This is a genomic window from Nocardia terrae (assembly GCF_009760405.1).
Classification (GTDB): domain Bacteria; phylum Actinomycetota; class Actinomycetes; order Mycobacteriales; family Mycobacteriaceae; genus Nocardia; species Nocardia terrae.
In genome coordinates, this window is record NZ_WRPP01000004.1 from 757607 (window position 1) to 781091 (window position 23485).

A 23485-nucleotide genomic window follows, 5' to 3' on the forward strand; every position below is an offset into this window, starting at 1 on the left:
CTATTCCCGCGCTTTGTCGGAAATTCTGCTGATTCTATCGATGGCGCACGGGACCCTCCGCGCGCAGGGCGTGAAACTGCCGGAATGCCAGGCATGATCTACCCATGAGCGACGCCGAGGAGACAGTCGAGGAGACATCGGTACCGATCGATCAGGACGAGACGCGGAGCATGTGGCCGTTCCTGGTGGCGGCGGGTGTGATCGCCGCCGTGATCCTGGGCATCGTGATCGCCACCCTGGTCTCGCCGGTTGAGAAGAATGTCACAGATTCCGACCGGCTCTCGGTCGCGGCGGGCAACTTCATCAAGTCCCGCAGCGACACCGGCAAGAACGATCCGGCTCTGGCCTGCAAGGGATTCGACGAGAACGACAACCCGCTGAAGCTCGCCATCGCGGCCGGGGGACAGATCGGCTTCGACAAGCTCACCGACGCGAAAGTCGACGGCGCCACGGCGACGGCCGAGGTCACCGTCACCGCCGACGGCACCCAGTCCACCTCGACCTGGCACTTCACCCGGGAGAATTCCCGCTGGTTGGTCTGCAATTCGTGACAAGGTCCGAATACTGGGCAGGGGTTTGACAGGGAAGCCAATCTTTCGGCACTCTCATCCCAGGTCATGAGTACCAGCGTCAAGCCCCGGCTGGCTGGTCGGCAACCCTCCTCCGCGGTGGGGTGCTCCGGGTGACGACCTGGCCTCGCATCGAGCAAGCGATGCGGCAAGTGCGGATTCACGGGAGGTACAGGTGAACGCGGCGCATATGAAGTACAAGGGTGACATCACGCCGAAGCAGGCGTGGGAGTTGTTGCGCGACAATCCGGATGCGGTGCTGATCGATGTGCGCACCGAGGCGGAATGGCGATTCGTCGGCGTGCCCGACACCAGCGACATCGGCCGGACGACCGCGCTGATCGAATGGGTGGACGCCACCGGCACGCCCAACGCGCGCTTCGTGGACCAGCTCAAGCAGGCCCTCGCCGACCGGAATCCGGATTCGGAGGCGCCCGTGCTGTTCATCTGCCGGTCCGGCCAGCGCTCCATCGGCGCGGCGACCGCGGCCACCGCCGTCGGCATCACCCCGTCCTTCAACGTGGTCGACGGTTTCGAGGGCGCGCTGGACGGCCAAGGTCATCGCGGCAGCACCGGCTGGCGCGCCGACGGACTCCCGTGGAGGCAGTCATGATCACCGGTGGCTCTTTCGACAAGCCGCTTCCCGAGGGCGTCGGCCCCGCCACGCAGGCCGTGCGGGGCGGCACCCGGCGTTCGGGTTTCGACGAGACCTCCGAGGCGCTGTTCCTCAATTCGGGTTTCGTCTATGAGAGTGCCGAGGCGGCGGAGGCTTCCTTCACCGGCGATATCGAGCACTTCGTCTACTCCCGCTACGGCAACCCGACGGTCGCCATGTTCGAGGAGCGGCTGCGCCTGATCGACGGCGCGGAAGCCTGTTTCGCGACCGCGTCGGGCATGTCGGCGGTCTTCACCGCGCTGGGCGCGCTGCTGTCCGCCGGCGACCGCCTGGTCGCGGCGCGCAGCCTGTTCGGCTCCTGCTTCGTGGTGGCCAACGAGATCCTGCCGCGCTGGGGCGTGGAGACCGTCTTCGTCGACGGCGAGGATCTGGACCAGTGGGAGCAGGCGCTGTCGGTGCCGACCCAGGCCGTCTTCTTCGAGACCCCCTCCAACCCCATGCAGACCCTCACCGATGTGCGCGCGGTCTCCGACCTCGCGCACGCGGCGGGCGCGAAGGTGGCGCTGGACAACGTCTTCGCCACCCCGCTGCTGCAGCGCGGCTTCGACCTGGGCGCGGACATCACCGTCTACTCGGGCACCAAGCACATCGACGGCCAGGGCCGGGTGCTGGGCGGCGCGATCCTGGGACCGCAGGACTACATCGACGGTCCGGTGAAGAACCTCATGCGCCACACCGGTCCGGCGCTGAGCCCCTTCAACGCCTGGACGCTGCTCAAGGGCCTGGAGACCATGCCGCTGCGCCTGCGTCAGTCGGTGGACTCCGCCCTGAGGATCGCCCAGTTCCTGGAAAACAACCCGTCGGTGGCGTGGGTGAAGTACCCCTTCCTCTCCTCGCACCCGCAGTACGAGCTGGCCAAGCGCCAGATGTCCGGCGGCGGCACGGTCATCACCTTCGAGCTGAAGGCCCCCGAGCACGAGGCCAAGAAGCGCGCGTTCGAGGTGCTCAACCGGCTGCGCATCATCGACATCTCCAACAACCTCGGTGACGCGAAGACCCTGATCACCCACCCCGCAACCACCACCCACCGGGCCATGGGTCCGGAAGGTCGTGCGGCAGTGGGCATCACCGACGGCGTGCTTCGCATCTCCATCGGTCTCGAGGATGTCGAAGACCTCCTCAACGACCTGGATCAGGCGCTGAGCTGATCCGACGATCGTCCGAAAAGGGCCGGAACCGAAGGGTTCCGGCCCTTTTCGGTGTGCCGTCCGGCCTCCGGTGACAGTGTCAGCGCGGACGTCAGGCGCGTGTCAGCGCGATATCAGGCCCGCCGCCGAAGGTTGTTCTCATGACGAAGAACAACTCCTCCACCACTTCCACCTGGTCCGGCATGGTTCCGGTCGACGACACCGCCCTGTTCACCACCGACACCGGCGGCGATGGCATCCCGGTGATCTACCTCAACGGCCAGTTCGCCACCCAGGGCTACTGGGCCAAGGTCATCGCCGACCTCGGTGACGGCTTCCGCCACATCACCTTCGACGAGCGGGCGCGCGGCAAGAAGTCACTGAAGTCGGCGGACTACTCCTTCGAGGCGTGCGTCCACGACGTGGATGCCGTCCTCGCCGCCCGCGGTGTCGAGAAGGCGATCGTGATCGGTTGGTCCTACGGCGCTTTCATCGCCGCGCACTGGGCGAGCCGCAATCCGGAGCGGGCGCTCGGTGCGGTCCTGGTCGACGGCGCGGAGCCCTCCGACTGGCTCGACGACGCGATGGAGGCGCGCATCCGCAAGCTGTTCAAGCGGCTCGCCCCGATCACCGTCCTGCTGCGCCCGACGGGTCTGACCCCGAAGCTGTCCCCCGCGCAGCAGGCCGAGAGCAATATCGAACTGGGCAAGATCTCCCGTACGGAGGCGCTGGGCCCGGTCCTCGACAACATCACCGTCCAGACCCGGTACGTCCTCGCGTCGGGTGCGTCCTTCGGCAGCCGCGGTGACGAGCAGGAGAAGATCCGCGCCGCCGTCGGCGGTGTCTGCGAACGGAATCCGCACATCCGGCTCAGTGCCAAGGTGGCCAGCAACCACGACCACATCCTGCGCAAGGACTTCCGCGCCGTCGCCGACGCGGTCCGTGAGGTCGCTTGATGCCGGCGGAGGATCGGAAATTGATTGACAGCATGCTGTCAAATCTGACAGCATGCTGTCATGATGAAAACAGTCCACATGGCCGTCTACGACACCTTCGCCGACTGGGAATGCGGTCACGCGACCGCGCACATCAATCGCCCGTCGTGGCAATGGGAGCCGGGCACCTGGCAGGTTCGCACCGTGGGATCGGGCTCCGGCGCGGTGTTGTCGGAGGGCGGTCTGCGGGTCACTCCGGACATCGCGCTCGACGACCTGAAGCCGGCGGACAGCGCCATGCTGATCCTGCCGGGCGCGCATCTGTGGCACACCGACGCGCTGAAACCCTTCGCGCGCAAGGCGCGGGAGTTTCTCGCGGCGGGAGTTCCGGTCGCGGCGATCTGTGGCGCGACCTTCGGGCTCGCGGAAGAGGGATTGCTCGACGATCGGCCGCACACCAGCAATGACGCGGGATATCTTGCCTCGAGCGGATATTCGGGTGGTGGGAAGTTCGTGTACGAGACGGCGGTGGTGGACGGGGATCTGATCACGGCCAGCGGTGTTCGGCCGGTGGATTTCGCCCGCGCGATCTTTACCCGCCTGGGTCTCTACGAGCCGCACGTGCTCGCGGCCTGGTACAAGCTGTACGGAAACAATGATCCGGCAGGCTTTTACGAGCTGTTCGAGTATGAACAGCAGCGCGCGGGGGCCGCGAAATGACCCGCACCGCGCAGCAGCTCTTCGGCGCGGCGGCGGTCACCTCGTTCAAGCTGAACGGCCAATTCCTCGCGATCGCAGAGGAATTGGCGAAGCCCTCCGGCATCACCGTGGCCTGGTGGCAGGTGCTCGGCGCGATCCTGCACGAGCCGTTGCCGGTCGCGGGCATCGCCCGGGAGATGGGTATCACCCGCCAGAGCGTGCAGCGCGTGGCGGATGTGCTGGCGGACAAGGGGTTCGTCGAATATCGGCCCAACCCCGCTCATCGTCGCGCGAAGCTGGTGGCCATCACCGAAGCGGGGCACGACGCGGTCCGGCGGATCGATCCCCAGCACGCCGCCATGGCGAAACGGCTGGTGGCGCAGGTGGGTAAGGACGAATTCGCCCGTATCGTCGACGCGCTGACGACCCTGTCGGCCGCCCTCGACGCACTCGAGGACGACGCGACGGATGTGGCCTGACTAGGGCGCGAACGGGTCCTTGGTCTTGCCGACCAGGGCGGCGACCGACGGCAGGATGGCGGTCGGGCGGTACGGGAACTGCTCGACCAGGGCCGGGGTGGAGATGCCGGTGGTGACCAGAATGGTCCGCATGCCGGCCTCCAGACCCGCGATGACGTCGGTGTCCATCCGGTCGCCGATCATGACCGTGGACTGCGAGTGCGCGCCGATGCGGCGCAGTGCCGAGCGCATCATCAGCGGGTTGGGCTTGCCGACGTAGTAGGGCTTCTTGCCGGTGGCCTGGGTGATGAGGGCCGCGACCGAGCCGGTGGCCGGGAGAATGCCCTCGCGCGAGGGGCCGGTGGCGTCGGGGTTGGTGGCGATGAAGCGCGCGCCCGCCGCGACGAGCCGGATGGCGGTGGTGATGGCTTCGAAAGAGTAGGTACGGGTTTCGCCGAGGACCACGTAGTCCGGCTCGGAATCGGTGAGGATGTAACCGATTTCGTGCAGCGCGGTGGTGAGGCCGGATTCGCCGACCACATAGGCGGTGCCGCCGGGGCGCTGCTCGTTGAGGAAGGTCGCGGTGGCCAGCGCGGAGGTCCAGATGGAATCGACGGGGATGTCGAGGCCGGTGTGCTTGAGCCGGGCCTGCAGATCGCGCGCGGTGTAGATGGAGTTGTTGGTGAGGACCAGGAACGGGATGTCGTTGTCGCGCAGTTCGGCGAGGAACTGATCGGCCCCGGGCACCATGTGGTTCTCGTGCACCAGGACGCCGTCCATGTCGGTCAGGTAGGAGAGGATCGGGTCTGCACTCGAGTTGGTCACGCGCCAGAGTCTATTTGCCTCCGCTTCGCTCCGGCTGGCCGCGGCCCTGCAAGCTCGATTCTTCCCTCCTCCGCTCCTCCGCTTCGCTCCCCCGCTCCGTCAGTCCAGAATCGAGCCGGGCCGCGGCCTTTGGCTGTGCCGCAAGGGCGGAATACCTGCCGACGTCGCTGGGGTTTCAGCCTTGGGTGTGACCCCTGCCGCACCGCATCCGGCGTCTGACCTAGGGTGCGAAGAAGAGCGGGAGGTTGGCCCGCACCACCCAAGCGCAGCAAGGCGATAGGAGTGCCCAGGTGAAGGACCTCAAGCTCGGTTACAAGGCGTCCGCGGAGCAGTTCGGCCCGCGTGAACTGGTGGAGCTGGCAGTGGAGGCGGAGGCGCACGGCCTCGACAGCGCCACGGTCTCCGACCACTTCCAGCCGTGGCGGCACAATGGCGGCCACGCCCCGTTCTCGCTGGCCTTCCTGGCCGCGGTCGGCGAGCGCACGAAGCGCATTCAGCTCGGCACCTCGGTGCTGACCCCGACCTTCCGCTACAACCCGGCGGTCATCGCGCAGGCCTTCGCGACCATGGGCTGCCTGTACCCCGGCCGCGTCATGCTCGGCGTCGGCTCCGGCGAGGCGCTCAATGAGATCGCCACCGGCTACACCGGTGAATGGCCGGAGTTCAAGGAGCGTTTCGCACGCCTGCGCGAGTCGGTCGACCTCATGCGCGCGCTGTGGACGGGTGAGCGCACCGACTTCGACGGCCAGTACTACAAGACCGTCGGCGCCTCCATCTACGACGTGCCCAAGGGCGGCATCCCGGTCTACATCGCCGCGGGCGGTCCGCTGGTGGCGCGCTACGCGGGACGCGCGGGCGACGGTTTCATCTGCACCTCCGGCAAGGGCATGGACCTCTACACCGAGAAGCTCATGCCCGCCGTCGCCGAGGGCGCGGCCAAGGTGGGCCGCACCGTCGACGACATCGACCGGATGATCGAGATCAAGATCTCCTACGACACCGATCCCGAACTGGCGCTGGAGAATACGCGTTTCTGGGCCCCGCTGTCGCTGACCCCCGAACAGAAGCACTCCATCACCGACCCGATCGAGATGGAGGCCGCGGCCGACGCGCTGCCGATCGAGCAGATCGCCAAGCGCTGGATCGTGGCCAGCGATCCGGACCAGGCCGTCGAGCAGATCAAGCCCTACTTGGATGCGGGCCTGAACCACCTGGTGTTCCACGCGCCCGGCCACGACCAGCGCCGCTTTCTGGACCTGTTCCAGCGCGACCTGGCTCCCCGCCTGCGGGCCCTCTGAGGCGTTCCAGATCACACCCCAACCGGCGGCATCCGGGGACGGACAACCCTTGCGGAGTCCGCTCCCGGTGTGCCGCCGGTGGGCGGAAAACCGGCCTCCGAGCGGGACATATGTCATGTGATTGCAGTCTCCTGCACCCGGGGCCGGGTATAGGCTCAGCGGGAAATGGCCGGTAGAACGGGCCTTGACGAATCTATAGCAATTGTGCATAACCAATCGCGCTTGACGTGTTGCCAGGCAAGAGCGGAAATCGGCCGAAAACGGTCGGTAGTCTTCTGCTCATGGCTGCCACACCGGTTTCCAGCGTGTACATCGCGTCCCCCGAGGGCGACACCGGCAAGTCGACGGTGGCGCTGGGCGTCCTCCAGGCACTCGCCGCGACCACGCCCCGCGTGGGCGTCTTCCGGCCGATCACCCGGTCCGCGACCGGACGCGATTACATCCTCGAGCTGCTGCTCGAGCACTCCACCTCCGACGTCGACTACGACCAGGCGATCGGCGTCACCTACGAACAGGTGCACGAGGATCCGGACGCGGCGATCAGCGAGATCGTCATGCGCTATCACGCCGTCGCCAAGCAGTGCGACGCCGTGCTCATCATCGGCTCCGACTACACCGACGTCGCCAGCCCCAGCGAACTGCGCTACAACGCCCGCATCGCCGTGAACCTCGGTGCGCCCGTGCTGCTGGTGGTGCGCGGAATCGGCCGCACCCCAGAGGAATTGGGCCAGCTGGTGGAGCTGTGCCGGGGTGAACTGAACGCCGAGCACGCCAAGTTGGTGGCCGTGGTCGCCAACCGCTGCGAGCCCGAACAGCTCGAGGCCGACGCCGATGTGCTGAAGCAGGTGGCCATGGTGCCGTCCTGGGCGCTGCCCGAGGTGCCGCTGCTGCAGGCCCCCACCATGGAGGAGCTGCGCGAGGCCATCGGCGGCGAACTCTACAGCGGCGATTCGGAACTCATGCAGCGCGAGGCGCTCGAGGTCATCGTCGGCGGCATGACCGCCGAGCACATTCTGGAACGTCTCGAGGACGGCATGGCCGTCATCACCCCCGGCGATCGCTCCGACGTGCTGCTGGCCCTGGTGAACGCCCATGAGGCGGAAGGCTTTCCGTCGCTGGCCGGCATCATCATGAACGGCGGCATGCTGCCCGAGCCGTCGATTGCCCGCCTGATGGCCGGGCTCAAGCCCAAGCTGCCCATCCTCTCCACCGATCTCGGCACCTTCGAGACCGCCAAGGCCACCGCGCTCACCCGCGGCCGGGTCTCGCTGTCCAGCATCCGCAAGGTGGACACGGCGCTGGCCGTCATGGAGGAGCGGGTCGATCCGCGAGAACTGCTGCGGCAGATCGAGGTTCCCATCCCGAGCGTCGTCACCCCGCAGATGTTCGAGTACCAGCTCATCGAGCGCGCCCGCAACGACCGCAAGCGCATCGTGCTGCCCGAGGGCGACGACGACCGCATTCTGCGGGCCGCCGGCCGCGTGCTGCAGCGCAAGATCGCGGATCTGACCATTCTCGGCGAGGAGGCGGCCATCCGCGGCCGCGCCGCCGAACTGGGCGTGGACATCGAGGCCGCCGAGGTGCTCGACCCCAAGACCTGCCCCCTGCGCGACGAATTCGCCGAGGAGTACGCCCGCCTGCGTGCCCACAAGGGCATGACGGTGGACCGCGCCCGCGAATTCATGAGCGACATCTCGTATTTCGGCACCATGATGGTGCACATGGGGGTGGCCGACGGCATGGTGTCGGGTGCGGCGCACACCACCGCGCACACCATCCGGCCGTCCTTCGAGATCATCAAGACCACGCCGGGCGTGTCCACGGTGTCGTCGGTGTTCCTCATGTGTCTCGCGGATCGTGTGCTGGTGTACGGCGACTGCGCCGTGGTGCCGGATCCGACCCAGGAACAGCTGGCCGATATCGCCGTCTCCTCCGCCCGCACCGCCGCCCAGTTCGGCATCGACCCGCGGGTGGCCATGCTCTCGTACTCGACCGGTGAATCCGGCTCCGGCGCGGACGTCGACAAGGTCCGCGCCGCCACCCACCTGGTGCACGAGCGTGCCCCGGAACTGTTGGTGGAGGGCCCGATTCAGTACGACGCCGCCATCGAACCGGCGGTCGCCCGGACCAAGCTGCCCAATTCCGAGGTGGCGGGTCAGGCGACGGTCTTCATCTTCCCGGATCTCAATACGGGTAACAACACCTACAAAGCGGTGCAGCGCAGCGCCGGAGCCGTGGCCATCGGGCCCGTGCTGCAGGGTCTGCGCAAGCCGGTCAACGACCTCTCGCGCGGCGCTCTCGTCGCCGACATCGTGAACACCGTCGCCATCACCGCCATTCAAGCCCAACAGGAGGCGCAATGAAGGTACTGGTGATCAACTCCGGTTCCTCGTCCATCAAATACCAGCTGCTGGATCCGGAGTCGGCCGAGGTCGCGGCCTCGGGCGTGGTGCAGCGCATCGGCGAGGACGTCGAGAGCGACGTCGTGACGGTCGAACACAATTCGGGCGCCGAGACTTTCGAGTACCGGGGGCCGCTCGCCGATCACGCGGCGGGCCTGCACGTGGTGTTCGACCTGTTCAAGACCTCCGGCCAGGATCTGGCGCACGCCGATCTGGGCGCGGTCGGACACCGGGTGGTGCACGGCGGTGAGGTCTTCTATCAGCCGACGCTGATCGACGACGACGTGGTCAAGGCCATCATCGACCTGTCTTCCCTTGCCCCGCTGCACAATCCGCCGAACGTCATCGGCATCGAGTCCGCCCGCGCGCTGCTGCCGGACGTGCCGCAGGTCGCGGTGTTCGACACCGCGTTCTTCCACAACCTGCCGGCCGCCGCCAAGACCTACGCGATCGACGCGGAAACCGCTGCCGCGCACGGTATTCGCAAGTACGGCTTCCACGGCACCTCACACGACTACGTTTCGGGCCGGGCCGCGGCGTTCCTCGGCAAGGACCGTTCCGAGCTGAACCAGATCGTGCTGCACCTGGGCAACGGCGCGTCCGCCTCCGCGATCCGCGCCGGACAGGCCGTGGACACCACCATGGGCCTGACCCCGCTCGAGGGCCTGGTCATGGGCACCCGCTCCGGAGATCTGGACCCGGGCATCATCTTCCACCTGATCCGCACCGCGGGCATGGGGGTGGACGATGTGGACAACCTGCTCAACCGGCACTCCGGCATCAAGGGCATCTCCGGCGTCAACGACTTCCGCGAACTGGGCCAGCTCATCGAAACCGGCCACCCCACCGCGAAATTGGCGTTCGACGTCTACATCCACCGCCTGCGCCGCTACCTCGGCGCGTACCTCATCGACCTGGGCAAGGTCGACGCCATCACCTTCACCGCCGGTGTCGGCGAGAACGACGCGCACGTGCGCGCCGAGGCGCTGGCCGGGCTGGAGAACTACGGCATCCGCATCGACGAGGCCCGCAATGCCGAGCGCTCCAAGGCGGCCCGCCGCATCTCCACCGACGACTCCGAGATCGCGGTGCTGGTCGTGCCGACCAACGAAGAACTGGCCATCGCCCGCTCGTCCGCCGACCTGGTCGGCTGACCCGAGTCTGCCGTTTCGGCGGGCTTCACGAAATCATCATGATGCTGCTGGCATCGTGAAGGCCGGATCGAGGTTCCTCCCCGGTCCACCGGAACCCCGTGTCGCACCACGCACAACCGCGGTAGGGACTGACCTTCCCTCGCCGGTCCCGCGGTTTCTGGCTGCCCCCGAGACCACTGCGGGCGACACGGGACCCTTCCGGGGGCGATGCGTCGGCACGCCGCCATGATGGTCCGGGCTGCCGCCCGGCCACCCGGCACCGGAACACGCTGTGTCAGAACCAGGATTTGGCGCGCACCGCGTTGGCCAGGTCGACCAGGGCGTAGCGGTGGGTGCGGGCTGGGGCGGAGCGGGCCAGGCCGCGGAGGCCGGTTTCGATGCCGCGGCGTAGGTCGCGTTCGGTGAAGGGCGATCCGAAGAGCTTGGCGTTGGGGGACTTCGGGCGCTTGCCGGCCTGCACCCAGCCCAAGGCGATGCCGAGGGCGAGGATGCGCAATTGGGGCGCTCGGCCCTCGCCCGGGGGGAGATCCTGGACGCGCGCTGCGGCCACCTGCAGGGTCGCTTCATCCAATTCCGCTGCGGGAGCGCAGGTCAGGAGCATGAGGATGGCGGTCATGCGGGCTTCGGCGTAATGGCGGGAGGCGGGGGGCACCTGGTCCAGGGCGTGGACGGCGGCGGTGATGTTGCCAGCGGCGGCGAGTTGGCGGGCCAGGCCGAAGGCGGCGCTCACCACGCCTCGGTCGGTGCGCCATACGGTGGAGTAGTAGCTTTCGGCGTAGGCGCGCCATTCCTCCGGATCCGGTGAATCCCAGTGCTGCAGAATGAGTTCCGCGGTGGCGGCCAGGGCCAGTTTGGGTCCGATCTCGCCGGGCAGCGCCTCGAGGACGGCGTCGAAGCGGGCGAAGGCGCGCTCGTACTCCAGTTCCAGCAGTTCGGTCAGACCCAGATACCAGTCGATGCGCCAATCCGGGGCGGGCGGCTGCGGGTCGTCGGTGAGCCGGGTCAGCAGCAGGCGTGCGGCGGCGGGCTCGTCGAGATCCAGATGCGCCCGCGCCTCGGCGAGGGTCACCTCCAGTTCGAAAGTCTCGGGCGCGCCGCCGGGTTCGGCCGTGGCGCGCTGGCGGGCGTGCCGCAGCTCGTCGAGGGCGTGGCGGGGTTCGGGGTGGGCGGCCCCGGCCAGCAGCGGCGCGGACGGGTCGCCCGGATCGATGATCGGCACCGGCAGCGCGGCCACCACGTCGCCGGGCTGCAGCAGGGTGTCGCGGGCGACGCCGTCGATGATGCCGTCGGTCTGCGCGATCAGTTCGCCGGTGCCGAAACTGGTGCGCGGCGGGCTGAAAAGCGTGGACAGCTGCGGATGCTCGGTGCCGGTCTCGACGGCCAGGATCTCGCGCAGCACACCGGTGAGCTGGGTGCTCAGCAGCCGGGCGGAGGCGAAGCGGCGCTCCGGGTCCGGATGGGTGGCGCGCAGCAGCAGCCGGTACAGGAACTGGTGCCGGGCCAGGATCGGCTCGTCCTTCGGATCCGGGATGCCGTCCACATACGCGCCCCGCTCCATCGGCAGGTGCAGGGTGAGCACCGCCAGCGTGCGGCCCGCGGTGTAGATGTCGGAGGCCACCGTCGGCCCGGTGTGGGCGATCTCGGGAGCCTGATATCCCCTGGTGCCGTACAGGTTTCCGTACGCCTCGAACTGGCTGACCGCGCCCAGGTCGATGAGCTCCACCCGATCGGTGGTGATCATGATGTTGTCCGGCTTGAGATCGTTGTAGGCCAGCCCGACCGAATGCAGATAGTCCAGCGCCGGAAGGATTTCCAGCAGGTACGCGATGGCGACCGTGACCGGCATGCGGTCGGGCGCATAGTGATCGAGCAGATCGCGCAGCGAATGCCCGCCCACGTACTCCATCACGATGTAGCCGACCGGCGTCCCGTCCGGCCCCGCGTGCTCCACGAAGTTGTGGATTTTCACGATGCTCGGGTGCACCACCTCGGCCAGGAACTGCCGCTCCGCCACCGCGACCGCCTGCGCCTCGGCGTCACCGGCGTGCAACAGGCCCTTGAGCACCACCCAGCGGTCGCTCACATTGCGGTCGATGGCCAGATAGATCCAGCCCAGCCCGCCGTGCGCGATGCAGCCCTGGATCTCGTACTGCCCCGCCACTCGATCGCCGGGATGCAGCGAAGGACGGAAATCGTAAGGCGCGCCGCAGGTTTGACAGGTGCCCGTGGTTGTGGACGGCTGTGTCGGCGTGGCCCGCCCGACCGGCTTGCCGCAGCGCCAGCAGAACCGCCGCCCCTCGGCCACCACCGGATCCGCGAGCACCGCCTTCTCCGGGTCCACCGGCTCCACCGCGGGAATCGGCACCAGCCCCGCCCCGAGCCGCCGCACCACGGGTCGCGGCCGGGTCATGCGCGCGGTCCGCTGCGACGGACGCGTCGGAGTGCGGGGCTCGCCTTCGCCGGTAGGGCTCGTCGACTTCCCGGTGGCCGAATTACCTTGTCCCGCAGTCGAGCCCGCATCGCCGGCGAGGTCCGGCTCGCCGGTCTCGGGCGGCCCGATCTCCGAGTGTGAGGTGGGCTCGGTGCGCGGCGTCATCTCCGTGCGCGGCGTCATCTCAGTACGGGGTGTGCCCTCGGTCGCGGCGAATTCCGCACTGCCGCCGGTGGGTTCGGGTCGCATCGTGACCTCGGTCCGGGCGGGCCAATGGGGCCCGGTCAACTCGGTCCGCGCGACGGCCCGGGTCCCCTCCGGATGCGGTCGGGGCATCGCCGACGTGGCGCCCGGGTCGGCTGCCTCGCCGGTCAGCTCCTCGCGCGCGGTCGCCCGCGTCTCGGCGCCGTCCGGGGGTGCAACGGAATCACCGTGCTGCCGCACGGCTTCGGGGCGTGCCGTGGCACGGGTGTGCTCCTCCGCCCCGCGGGTGTCGTCGGGTTCGGGGTGCTCGGATCCGGACGGTGTGGTCATCGTCAGTCCTGATACCTCGGGGGCGGCGGGACGGCCGCGTTGCCCAGTTCGGGCGCCAGCCAACGCTGGTAGAGCCGGTTCCAGGTGCCGTCGCCGCGGATGCGTTCCAGGGTGCCGTTGACGAAGCGGACCAGATCGTCGGATCCCTTGGAGATGCCGATGCCGTACTGCTCGGTGCTCAGGTTCGGGCCCACCACCTCGGTGGCCGGATCCTGTTGCGCCAGACCGGCCAGCACGGTGTCATCGGTGCTGACCGCGTCGACCTGCCGCTGTTGCAGCACCACCAGGCAGTCGGCCCAGCTGGGCACGGTCAGGACCGAGGCGGCCGGCTGCTGGCGGCGGATCAGCTCCAGCGACGTGGTGCCGAGCGCCACGCACACCCGCCGCCCCGCCAGATCGGCGAGACTCCTGATGCCCGAGTCGCGCACGGTCAGCACCCGCTGGTGCGCCTGCAGGTACGAGGTGGAGAAGGTGACCGTCTGCCGCCGTTCGCAATTGATGGTCATGGTCTTCACCACCACGTCGACGGTGTGCTCCACCAATGCCTTCTCGCGGTCGGCGGAGCTCAGGATCCGATACTCGACCGCGCCGGGATCCCCGAGCAGATCGCGTGCCAGCTCCTTGGCGATGTCCACGTCGAAGCCCGCCAGCGTGCCGGTGGTCGGATCCCGGAAACTGAACAGATTGCTGCCCGGATCCAGTCCCACCAGGAGTCGGCCGCGCGCCCGGATGGCATCGATATCGGGCCCGCTCCGGACCACGTTCGGGCGCAGGCTGGCGGTCGGATCCCCGCAGTCGGCCGCCGGGGGCGGCGGGTTCGTCTGCGTCTGCGCGACAACGGCTCCCGAGGGCAGCGGCGGCTCGATATAGCTGGGTACCCGGGTGGACGGCGCGGGCGGCGGGGGAGTGTTGTCGCCGCAGGCGGCCGTGAGCGCCACGGTCGCCGCGAGGACGCCGACGGTGAGGGTGCGGAACGGCCTTCGCGTCATCGGTACTCCCGTAGTCGCGGCCACAGTCCGGCCGCGATCAGCACGGCGGCGGCGGTGCTCAGCACCAGCGCGCCCGGCCCGAGCAGGTCCAGGGTGCGGGCTGCATGGGAAGTATTGGCGCGCAAGGTGTTCCGTGTTTCGGCGATGCCGTCGCCGAGGGCGCGGTCGAGGGCGTCGGTCTGGGCGGTGGCCTCGCTCGCGCCGGGACCGGTCGCCACCGCGGCCGCCCCGAGGAAGTCGCCCTTGGACAGCGCGTCGTTCATGCGCTGGTGGGCGGCCCGCCAGCGGTCCAGGGCGGTCGCGGCGGTCTTCACGTCATTGGCGCCGGGCTTGTCGGAGGCGTAGCCGGAGAGGATGTTCGCCAGCTTGTCGATGGCCTGGTCGTAGGTGCTGTCGTAGTCGGCGCTGGTGTCGCGGCGCACCAGCTTGAGGGTCTCGGCGGTGCGGGCCTGCTGGGCCAGGATGCGGCTCTCGGTGAGCGCGGCGGTCGGAATGCTGCCGTCGTCGCGGGCGTGCGTGGTGTCCACCGCGGAGATGAAACCGGCGACCACGGTCCAGCCCAGCAGCACCACCATGGTCGCGCTGGCCAGCAGCAGGCCGAGGTTGAGCACCCGGTGCCAGCGCCGGAACAGGAACAGCTGCGCCGCGATCAGCGCCGCCACCGCCAGCAGCGGCAGCAGGATGGCCCCCCACGGCGGGCGCACGTGATTGCGCTGGGTGGAGGTGATGGCCGCGGACCGGTGCTCCTGCAGTTCCTGCGCCATCGGCAGCAGCGTGCCCTGCATGAGGTTGGAGCCCTCGCTCAGATAGGCCGCGCCCACCGGCTGCCCGCCGCGATTGTTGGCCCGCGCGGTCTCGACGATGCCGGTGTACACCGGCAGCCCGGTGGCGATGCCGCTGCGCAGATGCGTGTCGGTGTCCCCGTCGCTGCGATTGGACTGCGTCACCAGTTCGGCCGCGGCCTCCCCGACGGCCTGGTTGTAGCGGTCGCGCACCGGTTTGGGTTCCAGCCCACCGGAAATGAAGGCGGTGCCCGCCGACGCGTCGGCGACCGAGAGCGAGGTGTAGAGCCGCTGCGCCGAATAGGCGTCGGGCTCGGACTGGTCGAGCAGCACGTCGAGGGCGTGTTGCCGGTTGGTCACGGCGGTCGCGGTCACGATGCCCGCGGTCAGGCACAGACTCAGCAGGACCAGCCCGACGGCGATCAATTTGGCGGGGGAGGACTGCGCGAAGGACCGTAGCTCGGTGGTCGCGAAGCGTTCCCGCCAGGCCGCGGCGGCCGCGCGCGGGGACAGCTCCGCCAACTCCAACTCCTCGGTGCGAGCCATCCTCACCTCCTGCTGACCGAAATCGAACGACCGACTTGTTGCTCGCGGTTGAGCTTATTGTGGACGTACCGCCGCCGTGACGCGGGAATCCCCGCGGCAGTTCTCGGCGCGGTCGGACGATGGGATTGCGAAGATGCGCGGTGACGGTGACGGTTGGGCCGAAAGCCCGGATGGCACCCGCCAATGGGGCCGTTTCGGAGCTGCCGGACTGTTGCTGCGCGCCCCGCTGCAGGGCGGCGGGTCGGCGGTCCTGCTGCATCACCGCGCCGCCTGGACCCATCAGGGCGGAACCTGGGCGCTGCCCGGCGGCGCCCGCGATTCCCACGAGACCACCGTGCACGCCGCGGTCCGCGAGGCCGAGGAGGAGGCGGGCATCCCCGCCGGGTCGATCCGGGTGCGCGGCTCGCGCGTCACCGCGACCGCACCGAGCGGCTGGACCTACACCACGGTCATCGCCGATGCCGCCGACCGCCTGCGCACCCGCGGCAATATGGAGAGCCAGGATCTGATGTGGGTGCCCGAGGACGAGGTCGAGGATCGACCGCTGCATCCCGGCTTCGCCGCCGCCTGGCCGACCCTGCGCGCCACACCCACCCGGGTCAGCCTGGCGGGTGTCGCCGCTCCCCGCGCGGTGGCGGCCGCGTTGCCGCGCACCCTGGATCTGGCCGAGCGGGGTTTCCTCTGGCTGCACTCGAACGGCGACGGCAATGGGCGCAGCGCGCGCATCGGTGCGCTCGAATCCGGCGCGGAACAGACCGATTTGGCCGGAAATGTGTTGTTCCTCACGATGGCGCAGGTGTTGTCTTGAACAGGTGAGCACGCGCGAGCTTCCCACCTACTGCCGGATCTGTGAGCCGCTCTGCGGCCTGATCGCCACCGTCGAGGACGGTCGCCTGGTGCAGCTGCGCGCCGACAAGGAGCATCCCCTCTCGCGTGGCAACGCCTGCCCCAAGGGCATCGCCTTCTCCGAGATCCAGAACGATCCCGACCGCGTGCTGTATCCCCTGCGGCGCACGGCCGCGGGCGAGTTCGAGCGGGTCTCCTGGGACACCGCGCTCGACGAGATCTCCGAACGCCTGCGCGGCCTGATCGCCGAGCACGGAATCGAAAGCCTCGGCTGGTATTTCGGCAATCCCTCGTCCTTCTCCTACTCGCACACGCTGTGGATGCTCGGATTCCAGATGGCCGCCGGGCTGAAGCACGTGTACTCGGCGGGCTCGCAGGATGTGAACAACCGCTTCGTGGCCAGTCAGCTGCTCTACGGCTCGGCCACCTCGGTGCCGGTGCCCGACCTGGACCGCACCGATTTCCTGCTCATGCTCGGCGCGAATCCCCTTGTCTCGCACGGCAGTGTGATGAGCGTGCCGCGCGTGCGCGAGAAGCTCACCGCCATCACCGAACGCGGCGGCCGGGTGGTCGTGGTGGATCCGCGCCACACCGAGACCGCCAAGCTGTTCGAGCACGTCGGGGTGCGGGCCGACGGTGACGCCTGGCTGCTGGCCGCCATGCTGCAGGTCATCTTCGAGGAGGGCCTCGAGGACGCCGAGGCGCTGCGACGCCAGGCCGCCGGTGTCCGCGAATTGCGCGCCGCCGTCGCACGATTCACGCCCGAGGCCACCGCCGCCGTGACCGGGCTCGAGTCCGACCGGGTGCGGGCCCTCGCCCGGGATCTGGCCCGCGCCGAGAGCGCCGCGGTCTACGGCCGCACCGGCACCTGCCTGGGCCGGCACGCCACCCTGGTCGCGTTCCTCATCGACGCGCTGGCCCTGGTGACCGGAAACCTCGACAGGCCGGGCGGTTCCGTCTTCGGCAAGGAACTGGTGGCCGTCTCCGAACTGAACGCCCGCCTCGGCTTCGTCGGCTACGGCAAGAACCGTTCGCGCATCGGCGGATTCCCGGACGTGCTGGGCACTTTCCCGGCCGCCATCATGGCCAAGGAGATCACCACTCCCGGCCCGGGCCGCCTGCGCGCCCTGTTCACCTCGGCGGGCAACCCGGTGTCCTCGGTGCCCAACGGCCGCGAATTGGCTTCCGCCCTGGCGCAACTCGACCTCTTCGTTTCCATCGACATCTATGTCAACGACAGCAACCGGACCGCCGACTACATCCTCCCCGCGACCACGTTCCTCGAGCGCGACGACATTCCGCTGCCGTTCACCGCGCTCTCGCCGACCCCGTACACCCAGTACACCGAGCGGGTCGTCGAACCGTACGGCGAGGCGCGTGAGGAATGGCGGATCATCGACGCCCTCGCGACCCGGATCGGCGTGCAGCCCTTCGCCATCGGCCCCGCCCGCGCGGCCGGCCGGCTGCTGAGCACCCTGCGCCGCCGCGTCCCCGGCCTGTCCTCGGCCCGCCCCACCCCGACCCTGCTCGCCGATCTGGCGCTGCGCACCGGCCCCTACGGCGACCTGTTCGGCCTGCGCCGCGGCGGCCTCAGCCTGCGCATGCTGCGCCGCCACCCGCACGGCGTGGTGCTGGCCGACGCCATCACCACCGGCGTGCTGCGAGACGTGGTGCAGCACAAGGGTGGTCGCGTGCGGCTGGATCCCGACGAGATCATCATCGAACTGCACACCCTGACCGACCGTCCCGCCGACCCGGCCTACCCGCTGCGCGTGATCGGCCTGCGCGAGCTCAAATCTCACAACTCGTGGATGCACAATGTCGAGCTGCTCATGCGCGGCGATCGCGAGCACGCCGCCCGCATCAACCCGAAAGACGCTGCGGTGGCGGGCATTTCCGACGGCGACCGCTGCCGGGTCAGCTCGGCGCACGGCTGTATCGAGGTCACGGCCCGGCTCACCGAGGACATGACCGAGGGGACCGTGGCCATCCCGCACGGCTGGGGGCATCGGGGCGGCTGGCAGCGGGCGAATGCCGCGGGCGGCGCGAACGTGAACGACCTGATGTCGACGGATCTGGCGGACGTGGAACGCCTCGCGGGCATGTCCAACCTCAATGGCGTGCCGATCCGCCTCGACCCGGTCGCCTGACCCTCGTCATTCCGGCGTGTATTCGGCCGGAATCCACTGACATGAGTGCCGATCCCGGGCCATGAGCCGGCCGGGATGACGGGGATGTCTGCGGCTAGTTGTCGTTCTCGAGGATCCGCTGTTTGATGGCGCGCGCGGCGGCCTCGGGATCGTCGGCGTCGGTAATGGCCCGCACCACCACGATTCGGGTCGCGCCCGCGTCGAGGACGTCGGGCAGTGTCTTCTCGTCGATGCCGCCGATGGCGAACCACGGTCGCTGGGTGTGCGAGTCGGAGGTGGAGCGGACCAGTTCGATGCCCGCGGGGGTGCGGCCCGGCTTGGTCGGGGTGGCGTAGACCGGTCCGGTGCAGAAGTAGTCGAGGTGGTCGTCCACCGCGGCCAGCCCGGCCTGCGCGCGATTGTTGGTCGAACGGCCCAGCACCACCTCGGCGCCCAGGATCTGGCGGGCGTAGAAGGGCGGCAGATCGTTCTGGCCCAGATGCAGCACGTCCACCCCGGCGGCGAGCGCGATATCGGCGCGGTCGTTGCAGGCCACCAGCGCGCCGTGGCGGCGGGCGGCGGCCTTCAGCTCGGCCAGCGCGCCCAGTTCGCCCTTGGCCTCGAGCGGGCCGAACTGTTTCTCCCCGCGTGAGCCCTTGTCGCGCAGCTGGATGATGTCGACGCCGCCGGCGAGAGCGGCATCGGCGAACTGCGCGAGGTCGCCCTTGTCCCGGCGGGCGTCGGTGCACAGGTAGAGCCGCGCACTGGCGAGGCGTTCCCGCGGGGATACCGGTCGGTTCGGGTGGGAGGGTTGCACAGGGTCGACGGTAGTCGCGCTACGGTGGTTGAGTCGAAACGCCCCACGGGAGCGCGCCCGGCCTCGCGCCGCACGACGCTCCCGGTGAAATTCCTGTTTCGAGACGTATATATGCAGGTCCCGGATGTACCGGGTCGGGTTAGGTGGATTCAATGCGGACTCTGGCCGTCGTCGGCGGCGGTGTGATCGGACTGTCGGCGGCTTGGAAGGCCGCCGGAGCGGGCTTTACCGTCACCCTCTTCGACCCGGCCGTGGGCTCCGGATCCTCCTGGGTGGCGGGCGGCATGCTCGCACCCCTCTCGGAAGGCTGGCCCGGCGAGGACGAGGCCCTCGCCTTCGGCGCCGCCTCCCTGTCCCGCTGGCCCGGTTTCGCCGCGGAGCTGAAGGCCGTCAGCGGCACCGACGTCTTCGTCGCCGACCAGACCCTGACCGTCGCCCTCGATGCGGCCGACGCCGCGGACCTGCGCACCATCGCCGACTGGGTCAATGCCCGCGGCCACGACCTGCGCGTGCTGGATCGCGCCGGTGTGCGCGAGGCCGAGCCGAGCCTGGGCCGCGCCGTGCGCGCCGGACTGCTCGCCACCGCCGAACCGGCCGTGGACAACCGTGCTCTCGTCGACGCCCTCCGAATCGCCTGCGGCGCGGCCGGAGTCGAGTTCCGGGCCGAGCGGGTCGAATCCCTGGCCGACCTGCCGCACGACCGGATCGTGCTGGCGACCGGGTCCTGGGCCGCCGAACTGTGGCCCGACCTGCCCATTCGCCCGGTGAAGGGCGAGATCCTGCGGCTGCGCCGCCGTCCCAGCGCCCCGCCCCCGCCGACCCGGGTCATCCGGGCCCGGGTGCACGGCCGTCCCGTATATCTTGTGCCCAGGGGTGACGGAATCGTTCTCGGTGCAACACAATACGAAGTCGGGTTCGACAGCGCCGTGACCGTCGCCGGTGTCCGCGACCTGATCACCGATGCCGAGTCGGTGCTGCCCGGTATCGGGGAGTACGAATTCGCCGAGGCCATCGCGGGTTACCGCCCGGGCTCACCGGACAATCTGCCGCTGATCGGCCGCCTCGACGAACGGGTGATCGTGGCCGCGGGCCACGGCCGCAACGGCATTCTCGACACCCCGGTCACCGCCGACGCCGTCCTCGCGCTGCTCACCGATACCGAGCTGCCCGAGGCGAAGGCGGCCGACCCGCGCCGGTTCTCTACCGTCGCACCGCTTCATCCAGGAGGAGTTCGATGACCGCAATCCCGGTCGGCGTCACCGTGAACGGTGCGGACCACGTGTTCCCCGACGAGCTCACCGTGCGCGAGCTGCTCGAGCGCCTGAACCTGCCGTGCCAGGGCGTGGCGCTGGCCATCGACGGCGCGGTGTTCCCCAAGTCCCGCTGGGACGAGCCGGTCGGCCGCGGCTGGGAGATCGAGGTGCTGACGGCGGTGCAGGGTGGCTAGCCCGTCGGCGGGAGCTCAGGGCCCGGAGGCGGCAGCTCGGGTCACCACGCAGGGCCCCGCGCACGCCGCATCGAGCACAGCGCCGCTGGTCATCGCCGGTCGCGAATTCGGCTCCCGGCTCATCACCGGCACCGGCGGCGCGGAGAACCTGGCCGTGCTGGAGGAGGCCCTGGTCGCCTCGGGCACCGAGCTGACCACGGTCGCCATGCGCCGCGTCGACGCCGCGGGCGGCACCGGCGTGCTGGACCTGCTCAAGCGGCTCGAGATCGCCCCGCTGCCCAATACCGCGGGCTGCCGCACCGCCGCCGAGGCCGTGCTCACCGCGCAGCTGGGCCGTGAGGCGCTCGAAACCGACTGGGTGAAGCTGGAAGTCATCGCCGACGAGCGCACCCTGCTGCCGGACGCCATCGAATTGGTCGCCGCCGCCGAGCAATTGGTGGACGACGGCTTCACCGTGCTGCCCTACACCACCGACGACCCGACCCTGGCCAAGCGCCTCGAGGACATCGGCTGCGCGGCGGTCATGCCGCTGGGCTCGCCCATCGGCACCGGCCTGGGCATCTCCAATCCGCACAATATCGAGATGATCGTGGCCGCCGCGGGTGTCCCGGTCATTCTCGACGCGGGCATCGGCACCGCCAGCGATGCCGCCCTGGCCATGGAACTCGGTTGTTCCGCAGTGCTTTTGGCCACCGCGGTCACCCGTGCCCGCCAGCCCGCCCTGATGGCCGCCGCCATGGCGCGCGCGGTCGAGGGCGGCTATCTGGCCCGCCACGCGGGGCGCATCCCCAAGCGCTTCTGGGCCCAGGCGTCCTCGCCGGGGTTCTGAACAGGTCTGAACCAGGGTCCGGGTCGGGGCCGTAGTCATCCTCAGGTATGAGCGACGCGCTACCAAATAGCGATAGTGCGCACTGCGAATGTGGGGAAGACTGGTGCCCATGATCGAACTGAGAGGTCTGACCAAGCACTACGGCCAGACGGTTGCGGTGTCGGATCTGTCCTTCACGGTTCAACCGGGGCAGGTGACCGGCTTCCTCGGCCCGAACGGGGCGGGCAAGTCGACCACCATGCGCATGATCCTGGGACTGGATACCCCGACCGCGGGCACGGCGCTGATCAATGGCAAGCCGTATCAGGATCTGAAGCGCCCACTCGAGACCGTCGGCGCGCTGCTCGACGCGAAGTGGGTGCATCCCAACCGTTCCGCGCGTTCGCATCTGCGCTGGATGGCCGCCTCCAATGACATTCCGCAGTCCCGGGTGGAGGAGGTGCTGCGCCTGGTCGGCCTCTCGGAGGTGGCCGGTAAGCGGGCGGGCGGCTTCTCCCTGGGCATGTCACAGCGCCTCGGCCTGGCCGGGGCGCTGCTCGGCGACCCGCAGGTGCTGCTGTTCGACGAGCCGGTCAACGGCCTCGATCCCGAGGGCATTCTGTGGATCCGCCGCTTCATGCAGCGGCTGGCCGCCGAGGGCCGCACGGTCCTGGTGTCGAGCCACCTGCTCTCCGAAATGGCGCAGACCGCCGAACATCTCATCGTGATCGGCCGCGGCCGCCTCATGGCCGACACCAGCACAAAGGATTTCATCGAGAAGGCGTCGGAACAGTCCGTGCGCGTGCGCAGTCCGCAGCTGGACCAGTTGCGCAGCCTGCTCACCTCGAACGGCATGACCGTGCGCGAGGACGGCGCTCCGTTGAACGGCAAGGACACCGGGGCCGACGGTCCCGCTCTCGTCGTGGCCGGTGTCACCAGTGACGCGGTCGGAAAACTGGCCGGCGCCAACGACATCACGCTCTACGAGCTCTCGCCGCAGCGCGCCTCGCTGGAGGAGGCGTTCATGCGCATGACCGGCGGTGCGGTGCAGTACCACGGCGAAGGCTTCGACCAGGTTATGGGAGGTGCGCTCTGATGGGAGTGCTGACCGCGGAACGAATCAAGCTCACCTCGACCCGTTCGCCGTGGTGGTGCTCGGCCGTCGTGGTGGTGCTGGGCCTGGGCCTGGCCGTGCTCGGCGCGGTGGTGAGCCATTCGTCCAAGACCGACCACTCGGTGCAGCCCAGTGTCTCCGACGCGGTGTCGAGCGTGAGCGGCTTCGGCGTGCTGATCCTCATGATCATGGCGACGCTGTCGGTGACCAGCGAATACCGTTTCGGCGTCATTCGCACGTCCTTCCTCGCGACGCCGATGCGCACCCGGGTCATCGCGACGAAGGCCGCGCTGCTGGCCGGCTACGCGGCGGTGCTCACCGCGGTGCTGTGCGTGCTGTCCTATGTGCTGTTCCGTGCCATCTACGGGTCCTCCCCGCTGCTCGACCTGTCGGGCTCGGAGGCGTGGCGGGCACTGTTCGGCGTCCCGGTCTACGCCCTGCTGACCGCGATTCTCGCGGTAGCTGTGGGTGTGCTGGTTCGGCAGTCCGCCGCCGCCATCACCATCCTTCTGGTCTGGCCCTTGGTGCTGGAGACCCTGCTCGCGGCCTTCGGCAGCTTCGGCCGCGAGGTCGGTCCGCTGTTGCCCTTCCAGAACGCGCGGCGCTTCTTCACCATGACCGACCGTTCGGGTGACTGGCACTGGGGTCCGTGGGGCAGCCTCGTCTACTTCACGATCTTCGTCGCATTGATCTCCGCGGCCGCGTTGTTCGTGGTAAATAAGCGCGACGCATAGCTGTGTCCCGAGAATGAAATAGACCCTGCCCGGGGAGCCGCCGGCCACTGCCCGGCACGGCGGCGCGCATCGGCCCGATACGGATTTCCGTATCGGGCCGATGTCATGGGAAGGGGCGGGTCAACAGTGTGTGAAAACTTTCGCTTCCGGCTGGAATCATCTAGA

21 protein-coding genes and 1 riboswitch are annotated in these 23485 nt (G+C 69.1%); of the genes, 16 read left to right on the forward strand and 5 right to left on the reverse strand.

The features are described from left to right. The first annotated feature begins 104 nt into the window (after positions 1–104). From GPX89_RS23545 to GPX89_RS23570, 6 genes are all read left to right on the forward strand, one after another. Positions 105–551: an Rv0361 family membrane protein gene (locus GPX89_RS23545; RefSeq protein WP_157389711.1), complete on the forward strand. Its 447-nt coding sequence runs from the start codon at positions 105–107 to the stop codon at positions 549–551. Positions 552–613: 62 nt separating this feature from the next. Further along, positions 614–730: riboswitch (SAM riboswitch) on the forward strand. 29 nt (positions 731–759) lie between these two features. Next, a complete protein-coding gene (locus tag GPX89_RS23550) occupies positions 760–1182 on the forward strand; it encodes a rhodanese-like domain-containing protein (protein WP_157389950.1) in 423 nt (140 codons plus the stop codon). Continuing rightward, on the forward strand, positions 1179–2393 hold the full coding sequence (locus tag GPX89_RS23555) for an O-succinylhomoserine sulfhydrylase (protein WP_157389712.1): 1215 nt from the start codon (positions 1179–1181) through the stop codon (positions 2391–2393). The genes GPX89_RS23550 and GPX89_RS23555 overlap by 4 nt, the downstream gene beginning before the upstream one ends. A 140-nt stretch (positions 2394–2533) precedes the next feature. After that, positions 2534–3328, forward strand: a complete 795-nt coding sequence (locus GPX89_RS23560; protein WP_157389713.1) for an alpha/beta fold hydrolase — start codon at positions 2534–2536, stop codon at positions 3326–3328. Positions 3329–3388: 60 nt separating this feature from the next. Continuing rightward, positions 3389–4027 carry a DJ-1/PfpI family protein gene (locus GPX89_RS23565; RefSeq protein WP_157389714.1) on the forward strand — a complete coding sequence of 213 codons (639 nt, stop codon included), beginning with the start codon at positions 3389–3391 and terminating at the stop codon, positions 4025–4027. Further along, entirely contained in the window at positions 4024–4485 is a 462-nt protein-coding gene (locus GPX89_RS23570; RefSeq protein WP_157389715.1) for a MarR family winged helix-turn-helix transcriptional regulator, read from the forward strand. Before GPX89_RS23565 ends, GPX89_RS23570 begins: the two co-directional genes overlap by 4 nt. Here the strand turns inward: GPX89_RS23570 and GPX89_RS23575 are convergent, their stop codons facing one another. Beyond that, complete coding sequence (locus GPX89_RS23575) at positions 4486–5244, reverse strand: HAD-IIA family hydrolase (protein ID WP_157389951.1); 759 nt, start codon at positions 5242–5244, stop codon at positions 4486–4488. Positions 5245–5579: 335 nt separating this feature from the next. On the opposite strand from GPX89_RS23575, the gene fgd reads away from it, so the two are divergent. The 3 genes from fgd (at position 5580) to GPX89_RS23590 (ending at position 10143) form a co-directional block, all read left to right on the forward strand. Then, positions 5580–6587, forward strand: coding sequence for a glucose-6-phosphate dehydrogenase (coenzyme-F420) (gene fgd / locus GPX89_RS23580; protein WP_328602221.1), 1008 nt, complete (start codon positions 5580–5582; stop codon positions 6585–6587). A gap of 281 nt (positions 6588–6868) precedes the next feature. Further along, positions 6869–8950: a phosphate acetyltransferase gene (pta, locus tag GPX89_RS23585; protein WP_157389717.1), complete on the forward strand. Its 2082-nt coding sequence runs from the start codon at positions 6869–6871 to the stop codon at positions 8948–8950. Further along, entirely contained in the window at positions 8947–10143 is a 1197-nt protein-coding gene (locus GPX89_RS23590) for an acetate kinase (protein WP_157389718.1), read from the forward strand. Before pta ends, GPX89_RS23590 begins: the two co-directional genes overlap by 4 nt. Before the next feature lie 274 nt (positions 10144–10417). Here the strand turns inward: GPX89_RS23590 and GPX89_RS23595 are convergent, their stop codons facing one another. The 3 genes from GPX89_RS23595 to GPX89_RS23605 all read right to left on the reverse strand — a co-directional run bounded on the left by GPX89_RS23595 (position 10418) and on the right by GPX89_RS23605 (position 15425). Beyond that, positions 10418–12739 (reverse strand): serine/threonine-protein kinase, encoded by a 2322-nt coding sequence (locus GPX89_RS23595; protein ID WP_235947933.1) that lies wholly within the window; start codon positions 12737–12739, stop codon positions 10418–10420. 371 nt (positions 12740–13110) lie between these two features. Further along, entirely contained in the window at positions 13111–14097 is a 987-nt protein-coding gene (locus tag GPX89_RS23600) for a glutamate ABC transporter substrate-binding protein (RefSeq protein ID WP_157389720.1), read from the reverse strand. After that, positions 14094–15425 (reverse strand): hypothetical protein, encoded by a 1332-nt coding sequence (locus GPX89_RS23605; RefSeq protein ID WP_157389721.1) that lies wholly within the window; start codon positions 15423–15425, stop codon positions 14094–14096. The genes GPX89_RS23600 and GPX89_RS23605 overlap by 4 nt, the downstream gene beginning before the upstream one ends. 133 nt (positions 15426–15558) lie before the next feature. Between GPX89_RS23605 and GPX89_RS23610 the strand changes: the two genes are divergently transcribed. Both GPX89_RS23610 and GPX89_RS23615 read left to right on the forward strand, forming a co-directional pair. Further along, complete coding sequence (locus GPX89_RS23610; RefSeq protein ID WP_157389722.1) at positions 15559–16233, forward strand: NUDIX domain-containing protein; 675 nt, start codon at positions 15559–15561, stop codon at positions 16231–16233. 4 nt (positions 16234–16237) lie between these two features. Continuing rightward, complete coding sequence (locus GPX89_RS23615) at positions 16238–18421, forward strand: molybdopterin-containing oxidoreductase family protein (protein ID WP_328602222.1); 2184 nt, start codon at positions 16238–16240, stop codon at positions 18419–18421. Positions 18422–18515: 94 nt separating this feature from the next. Here GPX89_RS23615 and thiE read toward each other — a convergent pair whose 3' ends face one another. Then, positions 18516–19217 (reverse strand): thiamine phosphate synthase, encoded by a 702-nt coding sequence (gene thiE / locus GPX89_RS23620; protein ID WP_328602223.1) that lies wholly within the window; start codon positions 19215–19217, stop codon positions 18516–18518. A 152-nt stretch (positions 19218–19369) separates the two neighbouring features. Here thiE and thiO point away from each other — a divergent pair, with 152 nt between their 5' ends. The 5 genes from thiO (at position 19370) to GPX89_RS23645 (ending at position 23320) form a co-directional block, all read left to right on the forward strand. Beyond that, complete coding sequence (gene thiO, locus GPX89_RS23625) at positions 19370–20455, forward strand: glycine oxidase ThiO (protein ID WP_198347549.1); 1086 nt, start codon at positions 19370–19372, stop codon at positions 20453–20455. Beyond that, on the forward strand, positions 20452–20664 hold the full coding sequence (gene thiS, locus GPX89_RS23630; RefSeq protein ID WP_157389724.1) for a sulfur carrier protein ThiS: 213 nt from the start codon (positions 20452–20454) through the stop codon (positions 20662–20664). Before thiO ends, thiS begins: the two co-directional genes overlap by 4 nt. Before the next feature lie 85 nt (positions 20665–20749). Further along, positions 20750–21493 carry a thiazole synthase gene (thiG, locus tag GPX89_RS23635; RefSeq protein ID WP_157389954.1) on the forward strand — a complete coding sequence of 248 codons (744 nt, stop codon included), beginning with the start codon at positions 20750–20752 and terminating at the stop codon, positions 21491–21493. A gap of 109 nt (positions 21494–21602) precedes the next feature. Further along, positions 21603–22568, forward strand: coding sequence for an ABC transporter ATP-binding protein (locus GPX89_RS23640; protein WP_157389725.1), 966 nt, complete (start codon positions 21603–21605; stop codon positions 22566–22568). Further along, positions 22568–23320, forward strand: coding sequence for an ABC transporter permease (locus GPX89_RS23645; RefSeq protein WP_157389726.1), 753 nt, complete (start codon positions 22568–22570; stop codon positions 23318–23320). The genes GPX89_RS23640 and GPX89_RS23645 overlap by 1 nt, the downstream gene beginning before the upstream one ends. The last annotated feature ends 165 nt before the right edge of the window (positions 23321–23485 follow it).